This is a genomic window from Neptuniibacter sp. PT8_73, from assembly GCF_047778045.1.
Classification (GTDB): domain Bacteria; phylum Pseudomonadota; class Gammaproteobacteria; order Pseudomonadales; family Balneatricaceae; genus Neptuniibacter.
The window spans coordinates 3,825,658-3,851,040 of sequence record NZ_CP180545.1 but is presented as its reverse complement, the minus strand read 5'-3'; the positions used below and the strand labels follow the sequence as shown (position 1 = coordinate 3,851,040).

Annotated in this window: 21 protein-coding genes; 16 read left to right on the top strand and 5 right to left on the bottom strand. The window is 45.8% G+C overall.

Annotated features, from left to right (window positions below; translation table 11 throughout):
* Positions 1–1,824: a glutamine--fructose-6-phosphate transaminase (isomerizing) gene (gene glmS, locus ACMXYN_RS17660; RefSeq protein ID WP_415892910.1), complete on the top strand. Its 1,824-nt coding sequence runs from the start codon at positions 1–3 to the stop codon at positions 1,822–1,824.
* Between the two features lie 39 nt (positions 1,825–1,863).
* Here the strand turns inward: glmS and dsdC are convergent, their stop codons facing one another.
* A complete protein-coding gene (gene dsdC, locus ACMXYN_RS17655; RefSeq protein WP_415892909.1) occupies positions 1,864–2,793 on the bottom strand; it encodes a DNA-binding transcriptional regulator DsdC in 930 nt (309 codons plus the stop codon).
* 116 nt (positions 2,794–2,909) lie between these two features.
* On the opposite strand from dsdC, the gene ACMXYN_RS17650 reads away from it, so the two are divergent.
* Both ACMXYN_RS17650 and ACMXYN_RS17645 read left to right on the top strand, forming a co-directional pair.
* Positions 2,910–4,244 carry a D-serine ammonia-lyase gene (locus ACMXYN_RS17650; protein ID WP_415892908.1) on the top strand — a complete coding sequence of 445 codons (1,335 nt, stop codon included), beginning with the start codon at positions 2,910–2,912 and terminating at the stop codon, positions 4,242–4,244.
* Positions 4,245–4,378: 134 nt separating this feature from the next.
* Positions 4,379–6,898 (top strand): PDZ domain-containing protein, encoded by a 2,520-nt coding sequence (locus ACMXYN_RS17645; protein WP_415892907.1) that lies wholly within the window; start codon positions 4,379–4,381, stop codon positions 6,896–6,898.
* A 75-nt stretch (positions 6,899–6,973) separates the two neighbouring features.
* Here the strand turns inward: ACMXYN_RS17645 and folE2 are convergent, their stop codons facing one another.
* Entirely contained in the window at positions 6,974–7,909 is a 936-nt protein-coding gene (gene folE2 / locus ACMXYN_RS17640; RefSeq protein WP_415892906.1) for a GTP cyclohydrolase FolE2, read from the bottom strand.
* Positions 7,910–8,423: 514 nt separating this feature from the next.
* On the opposite strand from folE2, the gene ACMXYN_RS17635 reads away from it, so the two are divergent.
* A complete protein-coding gene (locus ACMXYN_RS17635; RefSeq protein WP_415892905.1) occupies positions 8,424–9,914 on the top strand; it encodes an FMN-binding glutamate synthase family protein in 1,491 nt (496 codons plus the stop codon).
* Positions 9,915–9,989: 75 nt separating this feature from the next.
* Here the strand turns inward: ACMXYN_RS17635 and ACMXYN_RS17630 are convergent, their stop codons facing one another.
* Positions 9,990–10,187 carry a PA3496 family putative envelope integrity protein gene (locus ACMXYN_RS17630; protein ID WP_415892904.1) on the bottom strand — a complete coding sequence of 66 codons (198 nt, stop codon included), beginning with the start codon at positions 10,185–10,187 and terminating at the stop codon, positions 9,990–9,992.
* Positions 10,188–10,472: 285 nt separating this feature from the next.
* Positions 10,473–11,366 carry an SIS domain-containing protein gene (locus ACMXYN_RS17625; RefSeq protein ID WP_415892903.1) on the bottom strand — a complete coding sequence of 298 codons (894 nt, stop codon included), beginning with the start codon at positions 11,364–11,366 and terminating at the stop codon, positions 10,473–10,475.
* Positions 11,367–11,511: 145 nt separating this feature from the next.
* Here ACMXYN_RS17625 and ACMXYN_RS17620 point away from each other — a divergent pair, with 145 nt between their 5' ends.
* The 12 genes from ACMXYN_RS17620 (at position 11,512) to ACMXYN_RS17565 (ending at position 24,376) form a co-directional block, all read left to right on the top strand.
* Positions 11,512–12,594, top strand: a complete 1,083-nt coding sequence (locus tag ACMXYN_RS17620) for a TRAP transporter substrate-binding protein (RefSeq protein ID WP_415892902.1) — start codon at positions 11,512–11,514, stop codon at positions 12,592–12,594.
* 70 nt (positions 12,595–12,664) lie between these two features.
* Complete coding sequence (locus tag ACMXYN_RS17615) at positions 12,665–13,261, top strand: YjaG family protein (RefSeq protein WP_415892901.1); 597 nt, start codon at positions 12,665–12,667, stop codon at positions 13,259–13,261.
* Positions 13,262–13,264: 3 nt separating this feature from the next.
* The gene (locus ACMXYN_RS17610) at positions 13,265–13,534 is read left to right on the top strand and encodes a hypothetical protein (RefSeq protein WP_415892900.1); all 270 of its coding nucleotides are present in this window, start codon (positions 13,265–13,267) and stop codon (positions 13,532–13,534) included.
* On the top strand, positions 13,534–13,962 hold the full coding sequence (locus tag ACMXYN_RS17605) for a hypothetical protein (RefSeq protein WP_415892899.1): 429 nt from the start codon (positions 13,534–13,536) through the stop codon (positions 13,960–13,962). Before ACMXYN_RS17610 ends, ACMXYN_RS17605 begins: the two co-directional genes overlap by 1 nt.
* A gap of 429 nt (positions 13,963–14,391) precedes the next feature.
* The gene (locus tag ACMXYN_RS17600) at positions 14,392–15,198 is read left to right on the top strand and encodes a response regulator (RefSeq protein WP_415892898.1); all 807 of its coding nucleotides are present in this window, start codon (positions 14,392–14,394) and stop codon (positions 15,196–15,198) included.
* Positions 15,199–15,215: 17 nt separating this feature from the next.
* The gene (locus tag ACMXYN_RS17595) at positions 15,216–15,575 is read left to right on the top strand and encodes a response regulator (protein ID WP_415882925.1); all 360 of its coding nucleotides are present in this window, start codon (positions 15,216–15,218) and stop codon (positions 15,573–15,575) included.
* Between the two features lie 10 nt (positions 15,576–15,585).
* A complete protein-coding gene (locus tag ACMXYN_RS17590) occupies positions 15,586–16,065 on the top strand; it encodes a chemotaxis protein CheW (protein ID WP_415892897.1) in 480 nt (159 codons plus the stop codon).
* 21 nt (positions 16,066–16,086) lie between these two features.
* The gene (locus ACMXYN_RS17585) at positions 16,087–18,204 is read left to right on the top strand and encodes a methyl-accepting chemotaxis protein (RefSeq protein WP_415892896.1); all 2,118 of its coding nucleotides are present in this window, start codon (positions 16,087–16,089) and stop codon (positions 18,202–18,204) included.
* 21 nt (positions 18,205–18,225) lie between these two features.
* Complete coding sequence (locus ACMXYN_RS17580; protein ID WP_415892895.1) at positions 18,226–22,938, top strand: response regulator; 4,713 nt, start codon at positions 18,226–18,228, stop codon at positions 22,936–22,938.
* Between the two features lie 13 nt (positions 22,939–22,951).
* Positions 22,952–23,722 carry a hypothetical protein gene (locus tag ACMXYN_RS17575; protein ID WP_415892894.1) on the top strand — a complete coding sequence of 257 codons (771 nt, stop codon included), beginning with the start codon at positions 22,952–22,954 and terminating at the stop codon, positions 23,720–23,722.
* Positions 23,723–23,862: 140 nt separating this feature from the next.
* A complete protein-coding gene (locus ACMXYN_RS17570; RefSeq protein WP_415892893.1) occupies positions 23,863–24,117 on the top strand; it encodes a type II toxin-antitoxin system Phd/YefM family antitoxin in 255 nt (84 codons plus the stop codon).
* Positions 24,110–24,376 (top strand): Txe/YoeB family addiction module toxin, encoded by a 267-nt coding sequence (locus ACMXYN_RS17565; RefSeq protein WP_415892892.1) that lies wholly within the window; start codon positions 24,110–24,112, stop codon positions 24,374–24,376. Before ACMXYN_RS17570 ends, ACMXYN_RS17565 begins: the two co-directional genes overlap by 8 nt.
* Positions 24,377–24,437: 61 nt before the next feature.
* Here the strand turns inward: ACMXYN_RS17565 and ACMXYN_RS17560 are convergent, their stop codons facing one another.
* Positions 24,438–25,376 (bottom strand): NADP-dependent oxidoreductase, encoded by a 939-nt coding sequence (locus ACMXYN_RS17560; protein ID WP_415892891.1) that lies wholly within the window; start codon positions 25,374–25,376, stop codon positions 24,438–24,440.
* Positions 25,377–25,383: the final 7 nt, after the last annotated feature.

The following is a 25,383-nucleotide window of genomic DNA, read 5'->3' as shown; positions in this document are numbered from 1 at the left end:
ATGTGTGGAATTGTAGGTGCTGTTGCAGCTAGGCCAGTTCAGGAAATCTTGCTTGAAGGTCTTCGCCGCTTGGAATACCGGGGTTATGACTCAGCCGGTGTTGCATTGCAGACCGAAGCTGGTATCCAGCGTTGTCGTCGTAATGGCAAGGTTCAAGCCCTTTCTGATGCTTTACAAGAGCTGCCTTTAGTGGGTACGACAGGTATCGCACATACCCGTTGGGCGACTCACGGCGTACCTTGTGAAGCGAATGCTCATCCGCACATGTCCGGCGATCAATTGGCCGTAGTGCACAACGGTATTATCGAGAATTTCGAAGAGCTAAAAGCCAATCTGCAAAATGATGGCTATGAATTTAGCTCAGAAACGGATACTGAAGTAATTGCACACTTACTTGCAAGAGAGCTTAAATCAACCAGCTCTTTGCATACGGCTGTTGCCAATATTATTGGTCAGCTTGAAGGTGCTTACGCGCTAGGCGTGATTGAAAAAGCAGATACATCACAGCTAGTTACTGCGCGTAAAGGTAGCCCGTTGGTGATCGGTGTTGGTATTGGCGAGAACTTTATCGCTTCCGACCAGCTTGCTCTTTTACAAGTAACTGACCGCTTTATGTTTTTGGAAGATGGTGATGTTGCGACCCTAACGGCTGCAGATATCACTGTTACGGATATCTCAGGCAAAAAAGTAGAGCGTGAAGTCAGCCAATTTGAACATGGTGTAAGCTCTGCGGATAAAGGTGAATTTAAGCACTATATGCTTAAAGAGACCTATGAGCAGCCAGAGGTGATCAAAGCGTGTCTCGAAGGGCGCATCAGCGAAGACAAACTGTTGGAGCAATGCTTCGGTGTTAAAGCAGCAGAAGTGTTTGATCAGGTTAAGCAGGTACAAATTATTGCCTGTGGTACAAGCTTTCATGCCGGTTTGATTGCTAAGTACTGGATAGAAGATCTCGTCGGTATTCCATGTATGGTCGAGGTGGCCAGTGAGTACCGTTACCGTTCAGTGGTGATTCCTGAAGGCACGCTATTCCTGACCATTTCACAGTCTGGTGAAACAGCAGATACCTTAGCTGCACTGCGTGAAATTCAGGATCGCGTTTTGGCTTCTTTGGTTATCTGTAACGTCCCGGGTAGCTCTTTGGTGCGTGAATCAGATCTGGCCTTGATGACCAATGCGGGTCCAGAGATTGGTGTAGCGTCGACTAAAGCGTTCACGACACAGCTAGTGGCGTTGATGCTAACGACAATCGCACTTGGCCGTCGTAATGGCTTAAGCGAAGAAACTGAAGCAGCAATCATCTTTGCGCTTAAAAAGCTTCCTGAACAGGTTCAGCAAGCTCTAGCAATGGATAGTGATATTGAGCAGATGGCACAGTCCTTTGCTGAAAAGAATCATTCACTGTTCCTCGGCCGCGGCACTTTGTATCCTGTGGCAAAAGAGGGTGCGCTTAAGCTGAAAGAGATCTCCTATATCCACGCGGAGTCTTACCCAGCAGGTGAGCTAAAACACGGCCCGTTAGCGTTGGTAGATAAAGATATGCCTGTCGTCGCAGTGGCTCCACAGAACGATATGTTGGATAAGCTGAAAGCGAATCTTCAAGAAGTACGTGCTCGTGGTGGTGAACTGTTTGTCTTTGCGGGTTGTGAGAAACTACAGTCAGAAGAGGGCACCTATGTACTGAATATGCCAGTATGTGATGAGATTATGCAGCCCGTGCTGTACACCATTCCGCTGCAGTTGCTCTCTTATCATGTCGCAATATTGAAAGGTACAGACGTGGATCAGCCACGAAATTTGGCTAAGTCGGTAACGGTTGAGTAACGGCTTGAGTTAATAAGACCTCTATAACAGGCTCACTGATCAGTGGGCCTGTATTCTTTCCAGAGTCCATTCCCTAAATGCCCTGATAATAGGCTGCTCCTTCCTGTCTTCGTGGGTGACCAGAAAATAGCCTTGTTGAGATTGGATTGGTTGTAATTCTCCAAATGGGGTTATCAATTCCCCACTGTTTAGCGCTTTTTCGATTAGATGTTTACGCCCCATAGCGATGCCTAAACCTGATTTAGCAGCTTTCACTGCATGTTCTGACTTATCAAAGCAGTGACCCTGTTTTAGATTGAGGTTTAATGCTTGTTGATTCGCCCAGTAGGACCATTCTGAATAGGGGCCAGCTTCAGGCCATGCTTGAGCATCATGTAGTAAATGGCAGTGGTTTAGTTTTTCTGGTTTATCCCATAAGTCATGTTTATCTGCGAAGTCTTTGGTACAAACGGGAATGAGCTGTTCATTCATGAGTGGCAAGCTAACCAACCCCGGGTACTCGCCCTGACCATAATAGATCGCTAGATCGATCCGTTCGGCATAAAAGTCGATCAGACGGCTATGGGTTTCCATACGAATAAAAATCTGAGGGAAGAGCTGAGAGAAGTCTGCCAGTCTTTCCAGCAACCATTGCGAAGCAAAAGAAGGGGGAACTGAGAGTGAGAGTTCGCCGGCAAGCCCTTGGCTATGGATATCCCGAATCAGATTATCGAGCTCTATCAGGCTGTTATTGGTTTGTATCAGGAGCCTTTCGCCCTCGGCGGTGAGCTTTAGGCGACGGTTATAGCGCAAGAACAAGGCAAAACCGAGTTGTTCTTCCAATTTACGTATACGTTGGCTAATGGCCCCTTGAGTAAGATTTAACTCTTCTGCAGCGAGGGTAAAGCTAAGGTGCTTGGCTGCGCTGCTGAAGCATTGCAGGTTAGCGAGAACGGCGCTGTTCAAGTGAGAGGATTTCAGATTAGCCATATTAATCCATGGATGGTTTTTTATGGTTTGTTGTAAATTATAAGCACTGGTTTAATGCTTTTATCCTAATTTCATTAGTTGGAATTAACAAAATTTATTCGATTGGAGCTGGTTTTATGGGGTTAAACAGACAGGAAATAAATGATCTGATACGTGAGTTTCCCTTATTGGAGCGGCTTCAGAAAACTAAGCCGTTGCTTTGGCTAAACTCTAAAATCACGGACTTTTCTGCAGTATCTGCGCACCTGCCATTAGCGCAAACTGATGTTTCCGATGCTTCAGCAAGATTGAATCATTTTGCTCCCTATCTTGCGGAAGTGTTTCCGGAAACCGCTGCCAATAAAGGCATGGTTGAATCGCCGTTGCGGGAGGTGCCTCAATTTCATCGCCAGTTAGAGGCAAGGGCCAATCAAACTCTCTCTGGTCGTCTGCTGTTGAAGTGCGACAGCCATCTGCCTATATCTGGTTCGATAAAAGCACGAGGTGGTATCTATGAGGTACTTAAGTATGCCGAGACCGTTGCTATAGATGCCGGTCTTATCACCAAAGAGAGTTGTTACAGCAAGCTGAATAGTGATGTTTGTCGCGAGCTGTTTAGTCAGTATCAAATCGTGGTGGGATCAACCGGCAACCTTGGTCTTAGTATCGGAATTATGGGGGCTGCTTTAGGGTTTTCGGTGACGGTTCATATGTCTGCAGATGCTCGGCAGTGGAAGAAAGACCTACTACGTAGCAAAGGCGTGCAGGTCATTGAATATGAAGATGATTACAGTAAAGCGGTAGAAGAGGGGCGTAAACAAGCGCTCAGCCAACAGCGTTGTCATTTTGTGGATGATGAGAACTCAAATGACCTGTTTTTAGGCTATGCGGTTGCTGCAGAGCGTTTAGCTAAGCAGCTATCAGAGCAAAAAATTCAGGTCGACGCTGAACATCCTTTGTTTGTCTATCTGCCTTGTGGTGTCGGTGGCGGCCCGGGTGGTATTGCTTTTGGTTTGAAACTGCTCTTTGGTGATCATGTTCATTGCTTCTTTGCTGAGCCGACTCACTCTCCCTGTATGCTGGTGGGTATGTATACTGGGCTACATGATCAGATCAGTGTTCAGGAGCTAGGCATCGACAACCAAACTTGTGCTGATGGCCTCGCAGTAGGCCGTGCTTCCGGTTTTGTTGGTAAGGTGATGGAGCCATTGTTAAGTGGGGTTTATACCGTAGAGGACAAAACACTTTATCAATTATTGGCCGAAATTTATGAGAGTGAGAATATCATGCTGGAACCATCGGCTTTGGCGGGAGCGACAGGCATTATAAATCTGATTTCGCAGGGCGAAAGCTACCTTCAGAATCATGGCTTGCAGAGTAAGTTGGATAACTCAACCCATATCATCTGGGCTACAGGCGGTAGTATGGTTCCTGAATCTGAATGGCAGAGTTACTACAAGTTAGGCAAGTGATTGCCTACTTTAAGCACTAAATGCAGCAGTATAAGGATGAGCATGGTTGAAATAGGGTGAGATGGTATCTGCCTTGATCGCCTGCTAATGTAAGCGTTAAAGACAGACGGTTTTAAGTCTTAAACGGAACTTACATGGCCTATCTTTCCCGATCTATTCAGCGAGTGGCGTTATTAGCATTTGCGGCCCTCATTCTGAGTGCTTGCTCTCAGATCGTCCCGCCTACTGAATTACCGCACGCGCCATTATCTAAAACTGAGCTACCTGGTTATCTCGGCATTATTATGGCGGCCGAGCCTATTGGCGAAGTTCAAGAAGATCGAGCACTTGTCCGTGTAGTCGCTGTAGTACCCGGCTCTTCTGCAGATCTAGCCGGTTTAAAGTCAGGTGATATTTTAGTTTCTTTAGATGGTGAACCCATAGAAAGGCCTCGAAAAGAGGTGACCGCTTTTCTTCGATCCCGAATTCAAAACCTTGGCGTGGGTACTGAACTCGTTTTTAAAATAAAGCGTCGCACAGTTTCAGATCAGTTATCGGTTGATGGTCAGCCTTTAGAAAGAACGCAATCGGGATTGGCAGGCTCAGTCGTTATTCCTCATTGGGAACGCTTACTAAATGCTTATCCTAACCAGCAGGTGACTTTGGAAGGGCGCGTAGCAGAGAAGGAAAAACTGATCACTACAGTATTAAGTCCAAAGCCAGGAACAGAAGAAAGGGAATTACCGGGTAATGCGATATTACGGCCTGATCTAGCAACAGCTGATATTTCAGTCGAAGAAGTTTTTGTACATAATGTTATTCGGCTTTCTCCCTCTCAAACAGCGTTGAATCAGAGTTATCAAGAGCTGTTGAAACGGTTTGAAAAGGATCAGATGATTGATGACCCTTTTCGACTGGATACAGTGCGTTACCTCCATAGAGACCCATTAAAACTCTCACTCGCTACTCGATCGTTAGGAATGGAATTACAACAGGTCCAAAGAGGAAAGCAGCTTAATCTTGACCAATTGTTTAAGGTAGCTCGATCACAGTTAGACCTTCCTAAAACTTCCGCTCTTTCTAATTTACCAATTAGGCCTTTGAAAAGAGCGACTGCTGCCGAGCATGGTCATTATTTGGAGCAGTTACTCGGATTAGCGCAATTACAGGTTGATCAAGCGTTTGCTGCACTGACTTCTGAAGAGCGGGACCATATAGCTCAAGTATTGCCTACCTTAGCTGAGCAGTTTGCTGAGCGTTTATTTCTCTACCTAGATGACGATGTTCAGCGTTTGGAGCAGCATAATCAGGCTTTAAAAATACTGAAAAAGGTGGATATTGCCTCCTTAGTAGCGGCTGCAGAAGTGATGTCAGTCGCAATAGAGCCTGATTATTTATCACAGCTCGAGAGTGATTTGCGCCTGTTTGAGCAGCAGCAAAGAGACCCCGTAAAAGTGAAAGGGGTAAAAGGTGAGGTCTTATGGCACTCAGAAAAAGGGATTCTCTTTGCCGGGAGTGGCAACAACCAATATCTAGAAGGCTTCCCTGTCATTATCGATCTGGGTGGCTCTGATCAATACAGGGTTCCTGTTGCCGCTGCTCGGCCTGATTCGCCTATAGCGCTATTAATTGATCTTGGAGGAGATGACCGCTATCAGTCGACGCAAGCCTTTGCCCAAGGCACTGGTTTTATGGGGGTGGGGATTCTCTATGATCACGCGGGCAACGATCGTTATACCAGTAATCAGCCCTTTGCCCAGGGGAGCGCCCTAAGCGGTGTGGGTCTTCTGATCGACCGACGTGGGGATGATCTGTATCGAGGCATACGGTTTACCCAAGCAAGCGCATTGGGGAAAGGCTTCGCTGCTGTTGTAGATGGTAGTGGTGATGATGAGTTTGATGCTGGGGGCTTTGCTCAAGGTTTTGCCGGCCCTGGTGCTTTTACTGCTCTAATCTCTAAAGGTGGTGATGATCGCTATCATGCATCGGGCCTTTATCGATCAAGTTACTCTAATGGTGTTGGGATCTACAAAGGGTTTTCTCAGGGTGTTGGTGTTGGGTTTCGACATCAAGCCTCTGGTGGGATCGGTGTGTTGCTGGATGATGGAGGTGAAGATGCATACGAAGCTGGCAACTTTTCTCAAGGTGGTGGTTATTACTTTGGCTGGGGGGCCTTAATCGACCTTGGACTACAATCAGATGCTTATGAAGGCTCCCGCTATGCTCAAGGCTTTGCATCACATTCGGCGTTGGGTTCTTTCTGGGATCAAGGCGGTGATGATTATTATCAAAGTTGGGTTGGGGCAGCAAACAGTGCCGCTTGGGATCTCTCTGCGACTATTTTTTTAGATGATGCAGGAGACGATTTTTACGCCAAGGGGCATAGCTTTTCCCTCGGTGCATCAGCTCATAATGGACTTGCTTTGTTTTTAGATCGGCAAGGAAAGGACACTTACCAAGTGTACCCGGCAAGCAGCGGCCCTAATAATTACCATGGAGGCCCCAGTCTTTCATTTTTTGTGGATGCGGGTGGTGATGAGGATAGCTATCTCGTGAACAAAGTGAGTAACAATCAGGTCAATCAAAGAGGTGAGTCAGGAATCATTCTGGACTTACCATTGTTTTGGGGTCAAATGAATGATCAGGAGTTTAAAAGGCTGCTGGAAGCAGAATAGTTGCTCTTTTAGCTATAAATTCCAGATACAAAAAAGGCAGCTATTTAGCTGCCTTTTTATCATTGGATTTTAGGCTTAACTGTAATCAGCTGGGCTGTAACCGCCTGCAATACCTTTAGACGCAAGAGCAACTGCATCATGAGCGTGTAAGCTCTCGAAGTGCTCTACCTTCAACCAGAAGTCCGCGTACTGCTTTTGGCTTAATAGCGCTTGTTTAACGCGTCGTGCAGCGTCTTCACAGAACATTAGGTTGTGACCATTCAAGCGAGCAAACTCTTGCTCGTCAGCACGCTTCACCGCTGTTTGTACTGGTGTTTTTAGGGCATCTTCAACAAGATCGATTAGATCTGTTAATGGGAATGCACCCATATCTTTATCCAGCTTAACCCAAGCTGTTGCTTGGCTGCGTTGGCTATGAGGTGTAGCGAATGAGCCTTTTTCAGACTTCAACCAATTCTCTACGTCTTCAACGTTAATGCTGCCTTTGTTGGCAAAGTCATCAGTGAATGCTTGAGCTAATAGCTGACGTGATAATGCTGCTGAACACGGGCAAGTGGATGAGTACGGAACGCGTGTTGCTAGTTCCAGAACGACTTCACCGTCTTTTAGCGTTGCACGTAGGGTTGTGGAGTAACTTTTCCAACCACTGTTATCGCTTTTTAGGGCGTCGCGCTTGATTAGGAAATCAAAATCAAAGTTTAGGAAAACCTGAGTCGAGATATCGTGATGGCTATCCAATAGGTGCGATAGGAAATCTGTTAACGCTGGAACATTCAGCGTTTGGTTTTCAAAAAAGTTGCTTAGAGCAAGGTAAAGGCGAGACATGTGGATACCTTTAACCTTAGGATTTACCAGATTAACGTAGGTATTAACGCGTGCTTCGATGCTGTTTACACCTAGTTTACTATCGTCAAATTGCAGAGGGACGGTGATTCCATTCATGCCCACCCAGTCCAGAGAGCCGTGAATCTCAGGATTTTGATGGCTGGTAACGTCAGGCAAGTTGGTCATGAAGCAGGTCTTCCAATTCGGTAGTTATCAAAATCTGAATCCGTAAGCTCTTACGTATAGAAAAATAGGCTTACGTTAAACAATACCTAGTTAAATAGGGGCGTATAACGAAAAAACAAGCGCCTGTTCAAAAATGAGTCAGGCTTAGGTTCAATTCGTAAATATGACCTATAAAAAAGTACTATTCCTTAGGCTGAAAGTCTAAAAAATAGAAGAGCGACGTACCATACCTCTTGATAAAGGGGGTTGGCAAATATCAGGCAAAAAAAGTCGCTTTTTAGTGCATAAAATCTGCCTTTGTCGTTTAAATACCTTGCTTTTGTATGTCTTTTTGTATTTTAGAAGGTGTTAATGTTACAGCGTGGCTTTCTCATGTAAGGTTAAAAATCAGAGCTAGCCTATTAATAACTATAGGATATTTTTATTTATCTATTTACACAGAAGCCGATACAGCATACAAACAAAGATAAAACCTCATTAAGAGGCGGTGCTATGTCTATAGGAGGTCCATAGCATGAATGATTCAATGTCGAGCTTTGCTATAAATTTTATCGCGTTTGTTGGTATTGCGTTCTTGGTGCTGTTTGTTGTCGCAATCGTTGTGGCGGTAGTTTTATACCAAATCGATAAGCATCAAACCGCGCAAACAATCCGTCGTAATTACCCTCTGATTGGTCGCTTTCGTTACTTGTTTGAACATGCCGGTGAGTTTTTCCGTCAGTACTTCTTTGCTATGGACCGTGAGGAGATGCCATTTAACCGTGCGCAGCGCTCTTGGGTTTATCGAGCTGCCAAGAACGTAGATAGTACTATCGCTTTTGGTTCATCTCGAGATCTGCGTATTCCAGGCACCTATTACTTTCTAAACTGTCCTTTCCCAACTTTAAAGGAAGATGCGGTAACGACGCAGAGCCTACGTATAGGTCCTTATTGTAAAACGCCTTACGATGCTGCGTCTTTTTTTAATATTTCCGGCATGAGTTATGGCGCACTGTCACGACCTGCAATCGAGGCCTTGTCTCAAGGAGCTAAGAAAGCAGGGTGCTGGATGAATACAGGTGAGGGTGGTGTATCGCCTTTCCATCTTGAGTCAGGTTGCGACATTGTTTATCAGATTGGTACTGCGAAATATGGTTTACGTGATGAAGACGGTAATTTCTCTGAGGAAAAGCTAAAAGAGAAAGGTGATATTCCTCAGGTAAAAATGTTCGAGATAAAACTGAGTCAGGGGGCTAAACCGGGTAAGGGCGGTATCCTGCCGGGAGAGAAGGTAACACCAGAGATTGCTGCGGTACGTGGCATTCCTGTTGGTCAAGATTCTTTGAGTCCTAACCGTCATCCAGATATTGCTTCAATTGATGATCTGCTCGATATGATTGAGAAGGTTCGTCGCATCACTGGTAAGCCTTGTGGCTTCAAAATGGTATTGGGTGATGCCGAGTGGTTAGATGAATTTTGTGAGTCGGTTAACAAGCGTGGTGTAGAGAGTGCACCAGACTTTATTACCTTAGATGGTTGTGACGGTGGTACCGGTGCTGCGCCAATGCCGCTGATGGACAGTGTGGGCCTTCCTTTACGAGAGAGTTTACCTATTTTGGTGAACAAGCTTATGGCTCATAACCTGCGTGAGCGTGTCCGCGTCATTGCCTCAGGTAAATTGATTAACCCTACCGATGTTGGTGCTGCACTTTGCATGGGTGCTGATTTCACTGTAACGGGGCGTGGCTTCATGTTTGCTCTTGGTTGTATTCAGGCTTTGCAGTGTAATAAGAATACCTGTCCGACCGGCATCACTACCCACGATCCAGACCTGCAGCGCGGATTAGTGCCAATGGTTAAAGCGGATCGTGTAGCGAACTATCATGACCATTTGGTACATGAGGTGGAGATGATCGCACATTCTTGCGGTGTAACCGAGCCGCGTCAGCTTAAGCGTAAACACTGTGCAATCGTGGTGGAAGGCAGTCGATCTATACCATTGAATATTCTCTATCCAGAGTATTAGTAAAAAGTTCATGTAAAAACGCCAGTCGTATGACTGGCGTTTTATTTATAAGTAAACATAGCGAGTGATTGTTCGTTACTCATCAAACCAACATTCGTCGATATGAGAGGCGAGTTCTTTTTCTTCTTGGTGTTGTTCGATGGCTCGGCGAGCTCTAAGCGCGCGGCGCGTTGCGAGTTTTTTGCGGGAAAGTTTTTCTTCTTCTTCAAAACCCACTAACAGATCGAATACTTCAACCTGGGTTTCGTTAAGGTCTTCAGTTTTATGCAGCATAGTAAGCTCCTGATCTTATCTTAACGGTCAGAAGGCCCATCGAGCGAAGCAGTATCTATTTATGCTGTTTAAGGCATAAATCCTTCGCTCCTCTATGAGGGGCTCTGGTGAAGTTGCTTAATAAAAAGATTTCTATCAAACACGCTTTTTAATACAGCCTTATCCCTGTTTTATAATAGCTCTGAACAAATATCAAACAGTTTTCGGCGAATTCCGAGAGGAATATTAAAAAGCCTATGTTGCAACAGGGTGAAGAATAGATGTCACAAATGTGACAGAAATAGCTTAATCTTCGTCCATATCATCGGCAGGGCGAGCGCTCGGGCGTTTGTCGTTTTGACGTAAAGATCTGAGACTACGTTTGATAGTTTTTAGATGATCAACCAGCCCTGGCCCTAGCTTCATAGCTACACCAACAGCGAGTACATCAATAACAACCAGATGAAGTACGCGAGAAGACATAAGGGTGCTTAGATCTTTATCTTCTTCCAGATCAATATGGATCGGAATGCTCGCAAGGTCTGCTAGAGGAGTATCACTAGGGCAGAGTGAGATAACCGTTGTGCCGGTTTCTTTTACCAGTTTTACCGTGTGTAAAAGGTCTTTTGTTCGACCCGTCTGAGAGATAGCCACTACCACATCGCGATCATCAAGCGATACCGCTGAGATAGCTTGCATGTGCGGATCGGAATAAGAGGTGCTGGAGACCTTCAAACGGTGGAATTTATGCGCGGCGTCAGTACAAACAGGAGCCGATGCGCCAAAGCCATAGAACTCGACGCGACGAGCCTTAGCTAGCGCAGCGATCGCACGTTCAACTGTAGTGGTATCTAGTTGCTCTTTGATATTGAGCAAGTTACCAATCATGGAATCGAAGATCTTTTCCTTAAACTCAGTCACAGTGTCTTTTGAGTTTAGGGAAAATTGCTCGAAGTGATTATTACTGGCTAAGCCTTGAGCTAAGGTAAGTTTGAAGTCTTGGAAGCCGTCGTAGCTAAGGGCACGACAAAAACGAACCACGGTGGGCTCACTGACATTGGCTTCAGATGCTAGATCAACAATACGCATATGGATTACTTCATTAGCATGAGCTAAAACATAATCCGCAACTTTTTGCTCTGACTTCCTTAAGTTTTCACGCGCTTGCGCAATCGACTTAAGCAGATTGAACGAGTTCAACCCTACACCTCACTTAGCACTTATAAATTAATACTACAGTTTTAAGTATAACAACCTTCTGACGCTCAGATCATCATTTGTCGTAAATTGCGGAGTGAAAAATCGCATGTTATTTTCGTTAAAAAAATAAATAAGGTTTCCATTTGTGAAACGTCGTAAGTTTATTCAGCAAGCTGGTTCTCTGCCCATTGCCGCCGCTTTAGCGACGGCGCCTCAATTTAGCAATGCTGCACTGATCCCTGAATTTCGTTGGAGTATGGTTACAACTTGGCCTAAAAACTTCCCGGGGTTTGGCATGGGGGCTAATTTTCTTGCCAACTTAATCAATGAGATGAGTGGCGGCCGTATCCATATATCGGTTTATGGTGCCCATGAAAAGGTCGCCCCTTCTGAAGTATTTGAAACGGTCTCCCAAGGCGAAGCTGAAATGGGCCATGGTGCTGCCTTTTATTGGCAAAACAAAGTCAGGGCTGCGCAGTTTTTTGCGGCGGTGCCTTTCGGTATGACTGCGCAAGAGATGAATGCTTGGTTGTATCAAGGGCGAGGTCTTGAGCTTTGGCAGGAGCTTTACGCAGAATACGACCTGATCCCTGCTGCTTGTGGCAATACCGGCGTGCAGATGGGTGGCTGGTTTAACCGCGAAATTAACAGCATTGATGATTTTAAAGGCCTTAAAATGCGTATCCCCGGCTTAGGTGGGGAGGTGGTGAAACGTCTAGGTGCGGAACCAGTATTGTTATCGGGCGATGAGATATTCCGCGCATTGGAACAGGGTGAGATTGAGGCTGCTGAGTGGGCTGCTCCCTACAACGATGTGGCTTTGGGTCTTTATAAAGTTGCCAAATATTACTACTACCCCGGTTGGCATGAGCCCGGTACAACCATCGAATGTATCGTCAATAAACAAGCGATGAATCAGTTGCCGAAAGATCTGCAATTGATCGTGACTAATGCCATGAAAGTGGCTAATCAAGAGATGCTGGCAGAGCTAACTGCGAAGAACCACCGAGCCTTAGAAGTGTTGTTAAAGGTGCATAAGGTCGAGTTACGACAATTTCCTGAAGAAGTGTTGGAACAGCTACGCGTGGCATCGCATGAAGTGATCCAACAAGAGCTAGAAAAAGACCCTAGAGCAGTCAAAATCTACGAATCCTTTGAGAATTTTCGACAGCAGGCGATGGCTTGGCACGATATCTCAGAGCGCGCTTATATGCTGGCGCGAGAATAGCTACAGATTTCACTGCAATTAGCCGCAAAACCGGTACAATAAACACTTTCCAATAGTTCAGGTGGATTAGATGTCTGATCAGCGCTTTGACAAAGAGTTCTACGATCTTAAAGATTGGCAGTTAGCGGCCTACTGCGCTGCAGTCTCAGAACGCATGTTCCCTAATTTTGCTCTATTTGCTCGTTTGATGGAGTTTGGTGATGTCAGCAAAATGCGTCAAATTCTGGATGCAGTCTGGGATCATCTGAACAATACCGGTGCAAAAATGAACTTCGAAGTTCAACTGGATAAGGTAGAAGAAAATATGCCTGATCTGGAAGAGTTCGATATGTACGGCGCGTCTCCAGCTTTGGATGCGGTTGTTGCACTGTTCTCTACACTTAACACCGTAATCGCTGCAGATGCGAGCGAAGTTCTGACTGTTGCCAATATGTCTCGTGAGTCGGTGGCAACGTTTATTGAACTAAACGCGGACGATCAGATTTCTGATGATGAGCTGGTTAGATTCATCAATACACACGACCTCATGGTACAAGAAGATGATTTCCAAGCGGATATCCTAGAGATCATCCAAGATGACTTACCACGTCGTGATGCATTGCAAGAGCTACGTGAACTAGCGCATAACGACGGTTACAGTAATCTTGGTATTAGTGATAGCGAATAGTTCATGCTACGAATTGGTTTAATACTTCTGATTTTGCCATCAGTCGCCTTGATGGTTCTCTTCTATGTCGATCAAAGTGCTGTTGAGGCATGCTTAGATCAAGGCGGTTCATATAACTATGATCTGGCTGAATGTGATCTTGAGCGGGAACACCCTTTCAAACCTTTATTAGTAAGGCACCCATTGGTGGTGAATGGTGGTATGTTGCTATCGGTTGTGGGTGTATTTATGTGTATGAAAGGACTGCTTTGGCGTCCACGTAAGGAAGCCTAATGGTTAAAAAGATTGTTTGGGGAATTCTATTACTGCTCGCAGCGGGTATTTTCTTGGCTTGGCTAACACAAGATAAGTGGTTGCCGGGTTGGAATCAGGAGCTTGCTGATCAGAATAACGAATTTCAGCAAAGAGGATTAGCGTTAGGTCAAAAGGCCGACCAGCAAACTTGTCTTGAAGAAGCGCTAAGTAGCTTTAATCAATGCTCAGGGTTTAGTTGTACGATCAAGCATGGAAAATTTTTAAAAGCTTGTTTACAGAATGCATCACCTAGCGAAAACTTCTGTAAGGATGTACCAGAATTCCGAGAAGAGCGTACTGAAGACGACAAATCATGGGCGCGCCACGCCTGTTGGAGCCGGGATGTCAGAGGCGAAGGTTGTCGCCTCTTGATGAGACAACAGCAGTTATTTTGCAGCGAAAAGTAATGAAACGGACCAAAAGGTCCGTTTTTTTTAGTTGCTATCTTAATTTAAAAAGTTCTAACATAAGCTCTGCACACTGTTAGCGCACAGAGGTTTTATTCGTCTAATAAAATCTGTAGTGTATATAGATAGGCGTTTTTTTAGACGTCACTAATAAAAATAATAAATTCAAGAGTAGAGATGGAGACTGGCAACCGCATTTTTATGCTGTGGGTTGCTAGTACTAGCTTATGGAAGTCATGTGTTACTGCAATGGTAGTTCACAGCGAGTAAGTTGTGAGACTGCAGCATTAATGAAACAAGCGCCGTGTATTATCCCGCGTTCGTCTGGGATGGCTCAGGGCGGTATGGATATTTTGGGTGGCATTGATCATCCGATTCCCCCTCGACTTTTAGCATATCCCACTTCATCTGTAAGGGTATGGGGCTGATATGCTGATAGGTTCAATAGGTTTTCCTAACGATCAGCGGGTTAAGCTGGAAAAGATTTTCAAGCTGTCTAAACAGACCCGTTATACGTTGGTAACTCCCGATTTTTCTGAGCTTCCTGACCTGTTGCTCGTATTTGGATTTGACCTCTCTATATACCCTGAATTAGCGGAAATTCCTCAAAGTTACCATGCCCGTATCATTTTGGTCGGCCGTGGTAAGCCTGAAAGCGAGGAACATGCTCATCTTGGTTACCCTCTGGTTTCTTCTCGCGTTTTACGTGCTCTAGATAAAATGACGCACGAAAATGAAGAGATGGATCTAGAGTCCGCTAAACAGGAGCAAAAAGAAGATACTTTCAGTAAATACACTGCACCTGAGCCTACGGAAAGTGCAGCAGTTGAAAGTGGTCGAACCAGTTATCAAGTATTGGTAGTGGATGATAACGATGTGATGCAACAGGCACTAAATGCCGAGTTACAGCAGTTACCGCTACCGGTTAACGTGCACTTTGCCGGTTCTGGCGAAGAAGCACTCGCGAATGTAACAGATCATAGTTATGACTTTATCTTTCTGGATGTAGTTATGCCTGGCATGGACGGGTTTGAAGCCTGTACAGAAATGCGTAAACGTCCAGATTTAAAGAAAACCCCAATCATAATGCTGACCTCTAAGACTTCACCTATGGATGAGGTGAAAGGAATTATGTCGGGCTGTTCCACCTATCTGACCAAGCCAATCGTGCACGAAGAGTTTCAGAAGGTGATCGGCCGAGTATCCAATTGGGTTGATGAATTTCAGAAAGCGTAAGTAAATGGAGCTATCCAGTGAAAAAAGTATTGGTTGTTGAAGATGACCTAGTTCAGCAGAAGCATATTTGTACAGTATTGGCTTCTTGCGGTGTTGAAGTAGTAGCTGCCAATGATGGCAAGCAGGGTCTTGAAAAGGCAAAGACGGAAAATCCTGATCTAATTTTCATGGATATCGTTATGCCAGAAATGGATGGCTATTCAGCCTGTCGTCAGATCACGTCTGACGAAGCAACAAAACATATTCCAGTAGTGATTGTATCAAGTAAAAATGAAGAGGCAGATAAGGTGTGGGCGCAGCTACAGGGTGCTACAGCCATGGTTTCTAAGCCTTTCACTGATGCAGAGCTAATGGCGCAGATTTCTGCGTTAACTTGAGAAATACGCGATGGATGCTCAGCTAACAACAAATATAAAAGCGGATGATCAGCCTAGCATTCACCAGATCCGGCATGGTTTTGAGATCGGTAGTTACCAACTACTTATCTCGGAACTAACCCGGGCAGAGGTTGCGAAAGCGCCCTCAATTTGTTCGATCCCATCTACACCAGACTGGTTCGCCGGATTTATGAATCACCGTGGCGAAACGGTGCCTGTTTACGATCTGAATAGGTACCTGCAAATCTTAGATGGCAACACAGCCCCACAATCTTGGGTATTGCTGATCGATGATCATCCGAAGACCGTTGGCGTCTTGTTGACCCAACCACCTCAGAGTATCACGGACCCAGTTTTATTGGATCAAGCATGTGGAGATCTGCCTGATGTTATCCGTCAGGCAGCAGGACAGGTATATGAACATCAAGACCAGCACTGGGTCGAAATTGATCATCACCGATTGTTCCTAGCCTTGAAGAAACAGTTTTAAAAAGTACGGAGTGAGCGAGCTATGCAGTCTTTTTGGGAATTTAAGAACATACGGATACCGATTAAGTTCGCAATCGTTTTAGGATTGCTCTGTGCCGGTCTGTTCTTTATGAGTGCATCCTACTACCAGACGATCGTTCTGCAAGAGGAAGCAAAACAACGTTCTCAAAACCTAAATAGCTTCTTGCTACTGGTACGAGACATTCAGGAGAGTGTTGCTGAGGCGCGTTTTCAGGAGAAGAGCTTTCAGGTAGCAAAGGAGATGGATCGTCTATCTATCTATAACGATGTAATGGCTAAATTGGATCAAGATATCCTGAGCCTTAAAGCTTACCTACGGACCGATAAAGATAAACAGCTAGTTGAACAGTTCCAAGTCATTATGGATCAGTATCAGGACGTATTCTATGATGCTTCTGAAACAGCAATTCAGATTGGTGTAAACAAAAACGAAGGTTTAGCAGCGGAAATTCGTACCCTTATTTCACAAACAGAGCCTCTAGTTCTATGGATCAACCGTAACTGGGTTCGTGATCAATTGTCGGTTGTGCAAACCGATCTTGATAAATATATCGCTACTGATGGTCGGGAAGTTGACTTAGATATTATTCAAACAGACCTGTATACCATCAAGCGACAGATCCAAACTGCCCACCTGGATTCTAGTAAAGTTAAATCACTATCCGATAGCCGTGCGTCTGCTTCAGGCAATATCGAGCAGATTGAATTATTGGTTACCGAACTAGCAGAAGCGATCGAGCGTAAACAAACTCAGTTTGCCAGCCTACAAGAGATCATCGATAAACTGGCTCCAAAGATTGATGAAGTAACCGAGCTAGCAGCAAGCTACAAGGTACAAAACGATCTGTTGATTGCTGACGATACCACTGAGATGGCGACCTACTTCTTGATCTCTATCGGCTTGATGATCGTGGCGATGGCCATCTCTCTATCCATCATCAAATATGGCGTAATCGATCCACTGAAAACTATCCAATCAGCGGTAGATAAAGTACGTGAAGGCGATGTCGAAGCACGAAGTGGCTTGGACACGCAAGACGAATTGGGTCAGCTATCGAGCGTATTGGATAACATGCTTGATGAGAAAGAGAACGCACTTCAAGTTAAGGAACAAGAGAACCAACGCCTTAACAGCTCGATCATTACTTTGATCCAGAACGTATTCCAGATCTCCCAGCGAGACCTAACGGTACGTGTACCTGTAGCAGAAGATGTAACGGGTGCGGTATCTGATTCCATCAACCAGTTGGTAGAGTCGATCGAATCGGTATTGCAGGAAGTAAACAGCGTATCCACCCGTGTAAATGATGCATCGGTTCAGGTGAAATCTCAGTCTGAAACGGTATTGAGCTATGCGGAACGAGAGAAAGAGGAGATCAGTGAAACATTGAACGGTTTGGACTCCGCAATTCGTGCAATGGAATTGATCTCTAAACTGGCCGTACTGTCGAACAACGCATCTCAGAAAGCGATCAAAACATCTGAAACGGCGATGGACTCAGTATCTCAGACGATCGACAGTATCAACAAAATCCGCCAGACCATCCATGAGGCGGAAAAACGTATCAAACGATTGGGTGAACGTTCTCAAGAGATCGGTGGTATCGTCAACCTAATCAACAACATCTCGGAACGTACCCACGTACTATCCCTTAACGCGAGTATGCACGCGGCGTCAGCTGGTGAAGCGGGTCGTGGTTTGATGGTGGTAGTAGATGAGGTACAACGTCTTGCGGAGAACTCCCGTGAAGCGACCTCTGAGATCGAATCTCTAGTAAATAACATCCAGCTTGAGACATCGGATACGATTAACGTAATCAACAACGTAATCACCGACGTAGTTGAGGGCACGCGCCTAGCGGAAGAAGCGGGTGAGCGTATGGATGAGACCCGTGCCACTACTCAGACTCTGGTAGATTCCGTAGTACGTATCGCACACAGCTCGGTGAAACAGGCGAAAGTAGCGGAAGAGCTACGTACCCGTGCAAACAGCATTAACGAAACCACTCAAGCGACCAACGCCGAGATGAAGCAGCAAGCTGAACTATCAGATGAGCTGGTAGATGCGGCCGATGAGCTTCAGAAATCAGTTAGTGTATTTAAACTCGCTTCATCCTGAGAATAGGTGGGATAGAGATCAATGTTTGATCCTAAACTAGCCATCGAGTGGCTGACAGCGAAGCAGAAGCTTTGCCTGAAAATGGAGCTGCCTCTAACTGAACTGGTGGTCGAGTTGTATGAGTATGTCGACCAGTTTAGTGAGCATAACCTTACCGGGCTATCTGACTTTCTAGCGTTGTATGCTGAACTGTTAGAGTCTTTAGATGAGGCTCAACTGAAGCAAACCGAAACGGTGATGTCAGAGATGTCTGACAAACTGCAGAGTTTGTTTTCCCAGCCGTCAGAGGAAGTCGCGCAAGGCTTAGTCGCTTTATTGCAAAGTGACGATTGGCCAGAGCCTGTAGTTGCTGAAGACGCTGAATTCCTACTCGAACTGCTACAAGATGACAGCCGTCAACTACAATCGCAGTCAAGTGATGTAGCACAGGTTGAGTTGACAGCAGAAGCTGAAGAAGTGAACGTTTCTGAGACCGATTCAGCATCATCTAGCCATTCGATCGCGGTTGAGTCGGTTGAGCTTCTAGAGACTATAGCTGCTGCACTACCGGATTTCGCTGAGGAACAATCTGATCACCTTTATGATCTGATTGATCGCTGTTCCGAAGATGATTTAACCGGTCTGGCTGACATGCTGGCGCTTTATGGTGAACTACTTCAGCAGTTGGAGGAGCTGGAAGATACCCAGATCGCTACGCAATTAAGCACAGCACTGATAAACCTTCTACAAAGCCTTGATTCTCAGCAGATCCAGTCAGCACTTGCTCTGATGAAAGATCCGGCTTGGGTCGAACCAGTGGCTGATGAAGATACGAGTTTCCTAATCGATCTGTTACAGAGTGATTGCAAAGCCTTAGCGGGTAATGCAGCACAAGTTATCTCTGCTGATGTAGAAGAGGCCGCCGCAGAATATGAAGCATCGAATGATCAAACAGAATCTGATAATTCTGCTGAGCAACCTTTACCAGAGCTTGTGCCATTGCTTCGCCAAATGGCGGCGGATATCACCCTATTTGAATCCGAATATACTGATCGGTTCTACGATCTAATCGATCATTATTCCGAAGAGGATTGGACCGGTATCGCTGATATGTTGGCCCTGTATGGCGAACTATTACAGCAACTCGAAGAGCTCGATGGCACTCACATCGCGACCAAGTTAAATAGCGCTATTATTTGTCTGTTAGAGCAGCCGTGTGAGCAGAATATCGATTCACTCCTGACTCTGATGAGCGATTCAGCGTGGGTTGAGCCGGTACCGGAAGAGGACGGTAGCTTCCTTCGCGATCTGTTATTGAACGATTGTCAGAAGCTAAGTGCTGATTCTGATGAAGATGTACAAAGCGAATTGCTTGAGCAACCTATCGAAGTTGATCTCCCACCGCTTCCGGAGACCGTTCAGCAAAGCAATATCACTCATCAATTACCCGAATTGCTTCCCTTACTACAGCAGATGGGTGAAGACCTTGATCGCTTTGAAGAGCTGCACTCTGATCAATACTACGAGTTAATTGATGATTACTCTGAGGCAGATTGGACCGGTATTACCGACATGCTTGCACTGTACGGTGAGCTTTTACTGCAAGTTCCCGAATTATCAGAACAGGCAATAGCGGAGCAGCTACATCAAGCGATAGAAGATTTATTGCAGTCTTTAGATGATCAAGAGATTGAACCTGTATTGAGCTTGATGGTTGAGTCGAGCTGGTCAGAGCCTGTATTGGCTGAAGATACTGAGTTCTTAAAACCATTATTGTCACAAGATTTGGAACGATTACGCTCAGATATCAACGCAAACAACCCATCTGATGAGCAAGCTGACACCGTTGAAGCGCTGGTTGCTGACGATGAACCAAGTATCGCGATTCTTCCTGAAGCACCGGCTTTCTGTGAGATTGACCAGGCCGTGTTGGAGCAGGGGAATGCTCAAGTGGACCCTGCGGTTGTCACAATGCTGTCGCAATCAGTCCAGCAGCTATCCGGTCAGTGGCTGCAGACTGAGATAGAGCCATCAACGTTAGAAGAGAGCATCGATGGTCTAGAAACCGTTATCCGTGCGCTCCAGACTATTAACCTTAATGGTGCAAAAGTGCTGGTTGAAGGTTTAATTGCGAATCTCAGCTACTTACAGCAACATCAGATTCCGCTGCTAGAAGATAAAATTAACGCAGTTTATAACGCCCTTAACTGCTTACTGGATTACTTCTCTGATCTCGGAGCTGCAGAACATCAACAAGCATTGTTAACTGCCTTCAGCCATGAATCTCTACCGTGCAGGCCTACGGCTGACGAAACTAAATACATTACCGATCTATTCGCGCTAGCTTCGCTACAGACCAGCGAAGATCTGGTACGCGAGGAAGCAAAACCGGAAGACGTTGAGTTGCATGAATCCGGGGAAATTGATCCTCAGTTATCGGATATGCTCCACAACGAACTGCCAACGCTTTCGGATGATTATTTAGACAGTATCCAGCAGCTGTTGGATCAAGAGCACAAACCAGCCTTGCGTAGTGCTCAACGTGCTGTGCATACCTTGAAAGGCTTGGCCAATATGGCCGGTATCAAGGGTTTGGCTAACTTGGCTCACCGTCTAGAGGATGTGCTGGAATTCTTAGCGGATCAGGATCAGCTACCTACCGGTAGTTTGAAGGATGATCTGTTTGAGGCGTCTGATTGTCTTGCGGCAATGGCAGAAGCTATCACCGCGGGCGGAAATGCACCTGATAATGCGCTTTCTACGCTGCAGTTGATGATGGATTGGGATTACCGCCTTAAAACAGAAGGTGTGGACGCCCTTGATAAAGAACAAGAACGTACCGCTTTAGATCCGGCGGTTGCAATTGATGATGAATCCGCTGATCAGGCTGAAAACACACAAGCGAGTGAAGCAGAGACTCCTGCAGCAGACGCTTCTCGAGAAGAAAATCAGGTCTTCCGAGTGCCGCGTACCGTATTGGATACACTGTTCCGTTTGGCGGGTGAATCAAGCACATTGAACGCCCAGCTTGATGAAGAGGTTACTCAGTTACGTGGCTTTACTCGAACTAACCGTGAGCGTCACCGTAACCTGCAGCGTGTTCTCTTTGAATTGGAACAACAGTTCAGCGAACAGATGAATCTACAGCCTCATCTGGATGAAAACGCGGATGACTTCGATCCACTCGAGATGGACCGCTATAACGAAATGCACACGACTATCTCACGTGTGCAAGAAGCCGTAGCCGACGTGCGTGAGGTTACTCAGGAGATGGAAGGGCATATCCATAGCTTGAGTACACTGCATATTGCGCAATCCAGCTTGCAGAAAGAGACCCTCGACAACGTCTTAAGTACACGACAAGTCGAAGTCAGTACGATCTCTTCACGTTTACAACGTATCTTACGACAAGTATGCCGTTCTACCGGCAAAGAGGCGCGTTTAGTTATTCAGGGTGAAGATACGCTGGTGGATAGCAATATTTTGAACCAGCTAGCTGACCCGCTGATGCATATCATTCGAAATGCGGTTGATCATGGCTTAGAAAGTACAGGTTTAAGACGCCAGCGAGGTAAACCAGAGCAGGGTACGATCACTTTAAGTTTTGGTCTTCATGACGGTCAGATCGAAGTAAGCTGTAAAGATGATGGTGATGGCATCAATACCCAGCGCGTATTAGCGATGGCTCACGAGAAGAAATTGATCGAGCCTGATCTACCACTGAGCTCGGATGATGTTAACCGACTCATTCTTATTCCAGGTTTCTCCACCCGTGATCAGATCAGCCAGTTGTCCGGTCGTGGCATTGGTATGGATGTGGTGTATCAGCAGATCCTACGTCTACAAGGCACCTTAGATATTCAATCCTCCGCAGGTGAAGGTACCTCCTTTACCTTGGCGATGCCGGCCAGCTCTTTGATGGTTAAAACCTTGCTGGTTCGTTGCGGTAAGCAGGTATTCGCATTGGCAGGGCATGGTGTTGAGCAAAGCTTGATCTCGTTGGATGGTAAGTTTCAAGAAACCGAAGAGGAGCTCTCCTTTATCCACGAGGGCGAAAGCTATCCCGTGTTTATGTTGGAAAATCTTCTGCAGCAACGTAAGCATCTCTACCTTGAACCGGGTGCTGTACACCCTGTATTGATCGTGAATATGGCGCAAGGTGAGCGCGTGGCTGTTTTGGTGAAAGAGATTATCGCTCACCGAGAACTGGCCTTTAAACAAATGGGCGAATATGTACCTGATCTTCCAGGTATTCCGGGCCTTACTATTCTTGCCAACGGTGAAGCGGCGCCAATCGTCGATTTGCCAGCCCGTATTCGCCATCAACGTACCACCTTGTCTGATCAGCCTATGCTACTAGACAACGAAATAGATATAGAACTTCCACGCCTGCTGGTGGTGGATGATTCTTTGAGTGCGCGGAAATCCCTTGAGACTCTGTTGAAAGACACAGGTTATGAAGTGATGACAGCGATAGATGGTTTGGATGCGTTGAATCAGGTACGCAAGCGCCAGCCTGATTTAATTCTGACCGATATGGAAATGCCTCGAATGGGAGGCGTTGAATTATCGACCATATTGAAAAACCGTGAAGAAACGGCTCATATCCCAGTGATAATGATCACCTCGCGATCGACTGAAAAACATAGATTAGAGGCAACGGATGCAGGAGTCGATGTGTATCTGACCAAACCTTGGTCGGAAAACCATTTATTAGATCAGGTGGAGAGCTTATTAGCTGAAGCTTGCGTCTAAAAAGGAGTATCTGATGCGTTTGATTCGTTATGTTTTGATGAGTTTTCTCTTTCTCAGTGGCCATAGTGCTGCTGAGATTACTTCGATCGAGCATGCCATAAATACAGCTTCTCACCAGAGTATGCTGACTCAGCAGATGCTGAAGGACTATATGCTGATCGGTTTGTCTGTACGTGGTCGCAAGGCAGAGCAAGAATTAGCTGAATCGATCAAAGATTACGAGAAAACCCAAAAGCTGATATTGGCTTACGCCAAAACGGATGCAGAGAAACAGGCTTTAAAACGTGCAACTGAGCAATGGGAAGTGGTTAAGCCGCTCTATCTTGCAAAGCCAACACGGGAGAAGGCAACCGAAGTACGACAAGCAACCGAGCTGCTGCTGCAACAGTGGAGCGCGGTTACCATGGAGATCGTTGAAAATAACGACAGTCGCTTCGGTAAAGTCATTAGCACAGCGGGCTTTGTCCGTATGTTGGCACAACGTGTAACTAGCCACTACGCGCTTCGTGCATGGGGTTTCCAAGATGAGTACAGCGAAGCCTTTATCAGCTCGCTACAGCTGTTTGAACAGAACAGGTCAGAACTCGAAGGCGACCCGCTTAATAACGATCAGATCAAAGCGGAATTGAACAAAATTCAACGGGATTTCAAACGTTTTAAGGGCCTATCGGATTCAGCTTCTGATAAAGGCCGGTTAGCTTTAGTGGTGAGGTCTGCAGAAAAGATCACTACCAGTATGGATAAAGTGACCGCGATGTATGTTTATCAGGGTTTGAGCTTTTAATAGTTATTTCTACTCAGCCATCAGGGGGTAATAGCTAAGTTATTGCCCCTTGTTCAGATCAGCCCATACATGTTCAACTTTCTGTACATTACAGAATGTCTTTCCTATACTTGTACCATTAATTGTACAGGTAATGCTTTATGAAAATTGTTTCCTTCACCGAAGCGCGTAATGGCTTGAAGGCTGTTTTGGACGGTGTGGTTAATGATGCGGATACAACTGTTATTACTCGGAGGGATTCCGAAGATGCGGTGGTCATGTCATTAGATTACTACAACAGTTTAATGGAGACTGTTCACCTTCTGCGTTCCCCTAAAAATGCTGAACACTTAGATCGGTCAATTGCACAGTATCGAGCGGGTCAGGCTAAGGAGCGTGAGTTGATTGATGAGTAATCCAAGACTTTTATCATGGACCGATGAAGCTTGGGGAGATTATCTCTATTGGCAAACCCAAGATAGAAAAACACTTAAACGTATCAATAAGCTCATCATAGATGCTAAGCGTTCGCCTTTTGAAGGCATAGGTAAGCCTGAGCCTTTAAAGGAAAATCTAGCGGGTTTTTGGTCTCGCAGGATTGATGATACAAACAGGCTTGTTTACGCCGTAGATGATCAAGCAATCACGATCATCTCTTGTCGTTATCATTATTAGAATTTGACGATTAGTGAGCAGGGCGCAATAGTGAAGCCTATTGCACCACTGCTATGTGTTATTAGACAGTCAGCACTAACTTACCCTGCGTTCTGCCAGATCTGCTGGCATCAAAAGCATTGCCGACGTTTTCAATCGGATAAGTGTCAGCCAGTTGTAACTGCAGCTTACGGTCGGCATAAAGGCCTGCTAAGCGATCTAGCTGTTCGCTATTCGCTTCTACACGGATAGGCTCCACTTTCACCTTCATCGCTTTACCCGCCGCGATAACCTCATCTTTGGTCACTGATGGCAGTGTTACTAGAGTACCGCCAGGCTTCACGCAGTTAAGTGCTTCGATACCGATCTCACCGCCCATACCATCAATAACCAGATCGACGTTGTCGATATGATCAGTGATTTTGTCGTTGTGGTAATCGATCACTAGATCTGCGCCGAGTGATTTCAAAAACTCGTGGTTGTTAGCCGATGCAGTCGTTGCAACGCGCGCGCCCATCCATTTCGCTAGTTGAATCGCTAAGTGACCGACACCGCCAGCACCTGCCAGAATCACCACTTGCTGGGATGCCTGTAGGTGGCCTTTATCAAATAGCGCTTGCCATGCAGTTAGACCTGCTAAACCTAAACCTGCTGCTGCTTCAACTGGTAGACCTTCTGGGCGAAGGCTAATCTGATCAGCTGGAGCAGCAATATACTCAGCAAAACAGCCAGCCGCTTCAGGGAATCGGATTAAACCGAAGACTTCATCACCGACACTAAATTCAGTGACATCATCGGCAACAGCTTCAATCGTGCCCGCAAACTCCCAACCCGGAACAAAAGGTAACTCGCCAATAAACGGCGCAGCCCCACCACCCGAACAAGTTTTCCAATCAATCGGGTTTACGCCTGCGGCTTTGTTTTTGACGAGGACTTCACCTGAATTCAGTTCAGGTTTATCCAGTTCGGTATATTTTAAGACGTCGTTGGAACCAAACTGTGAAATTTGTATCGCTTTCATTTACTAC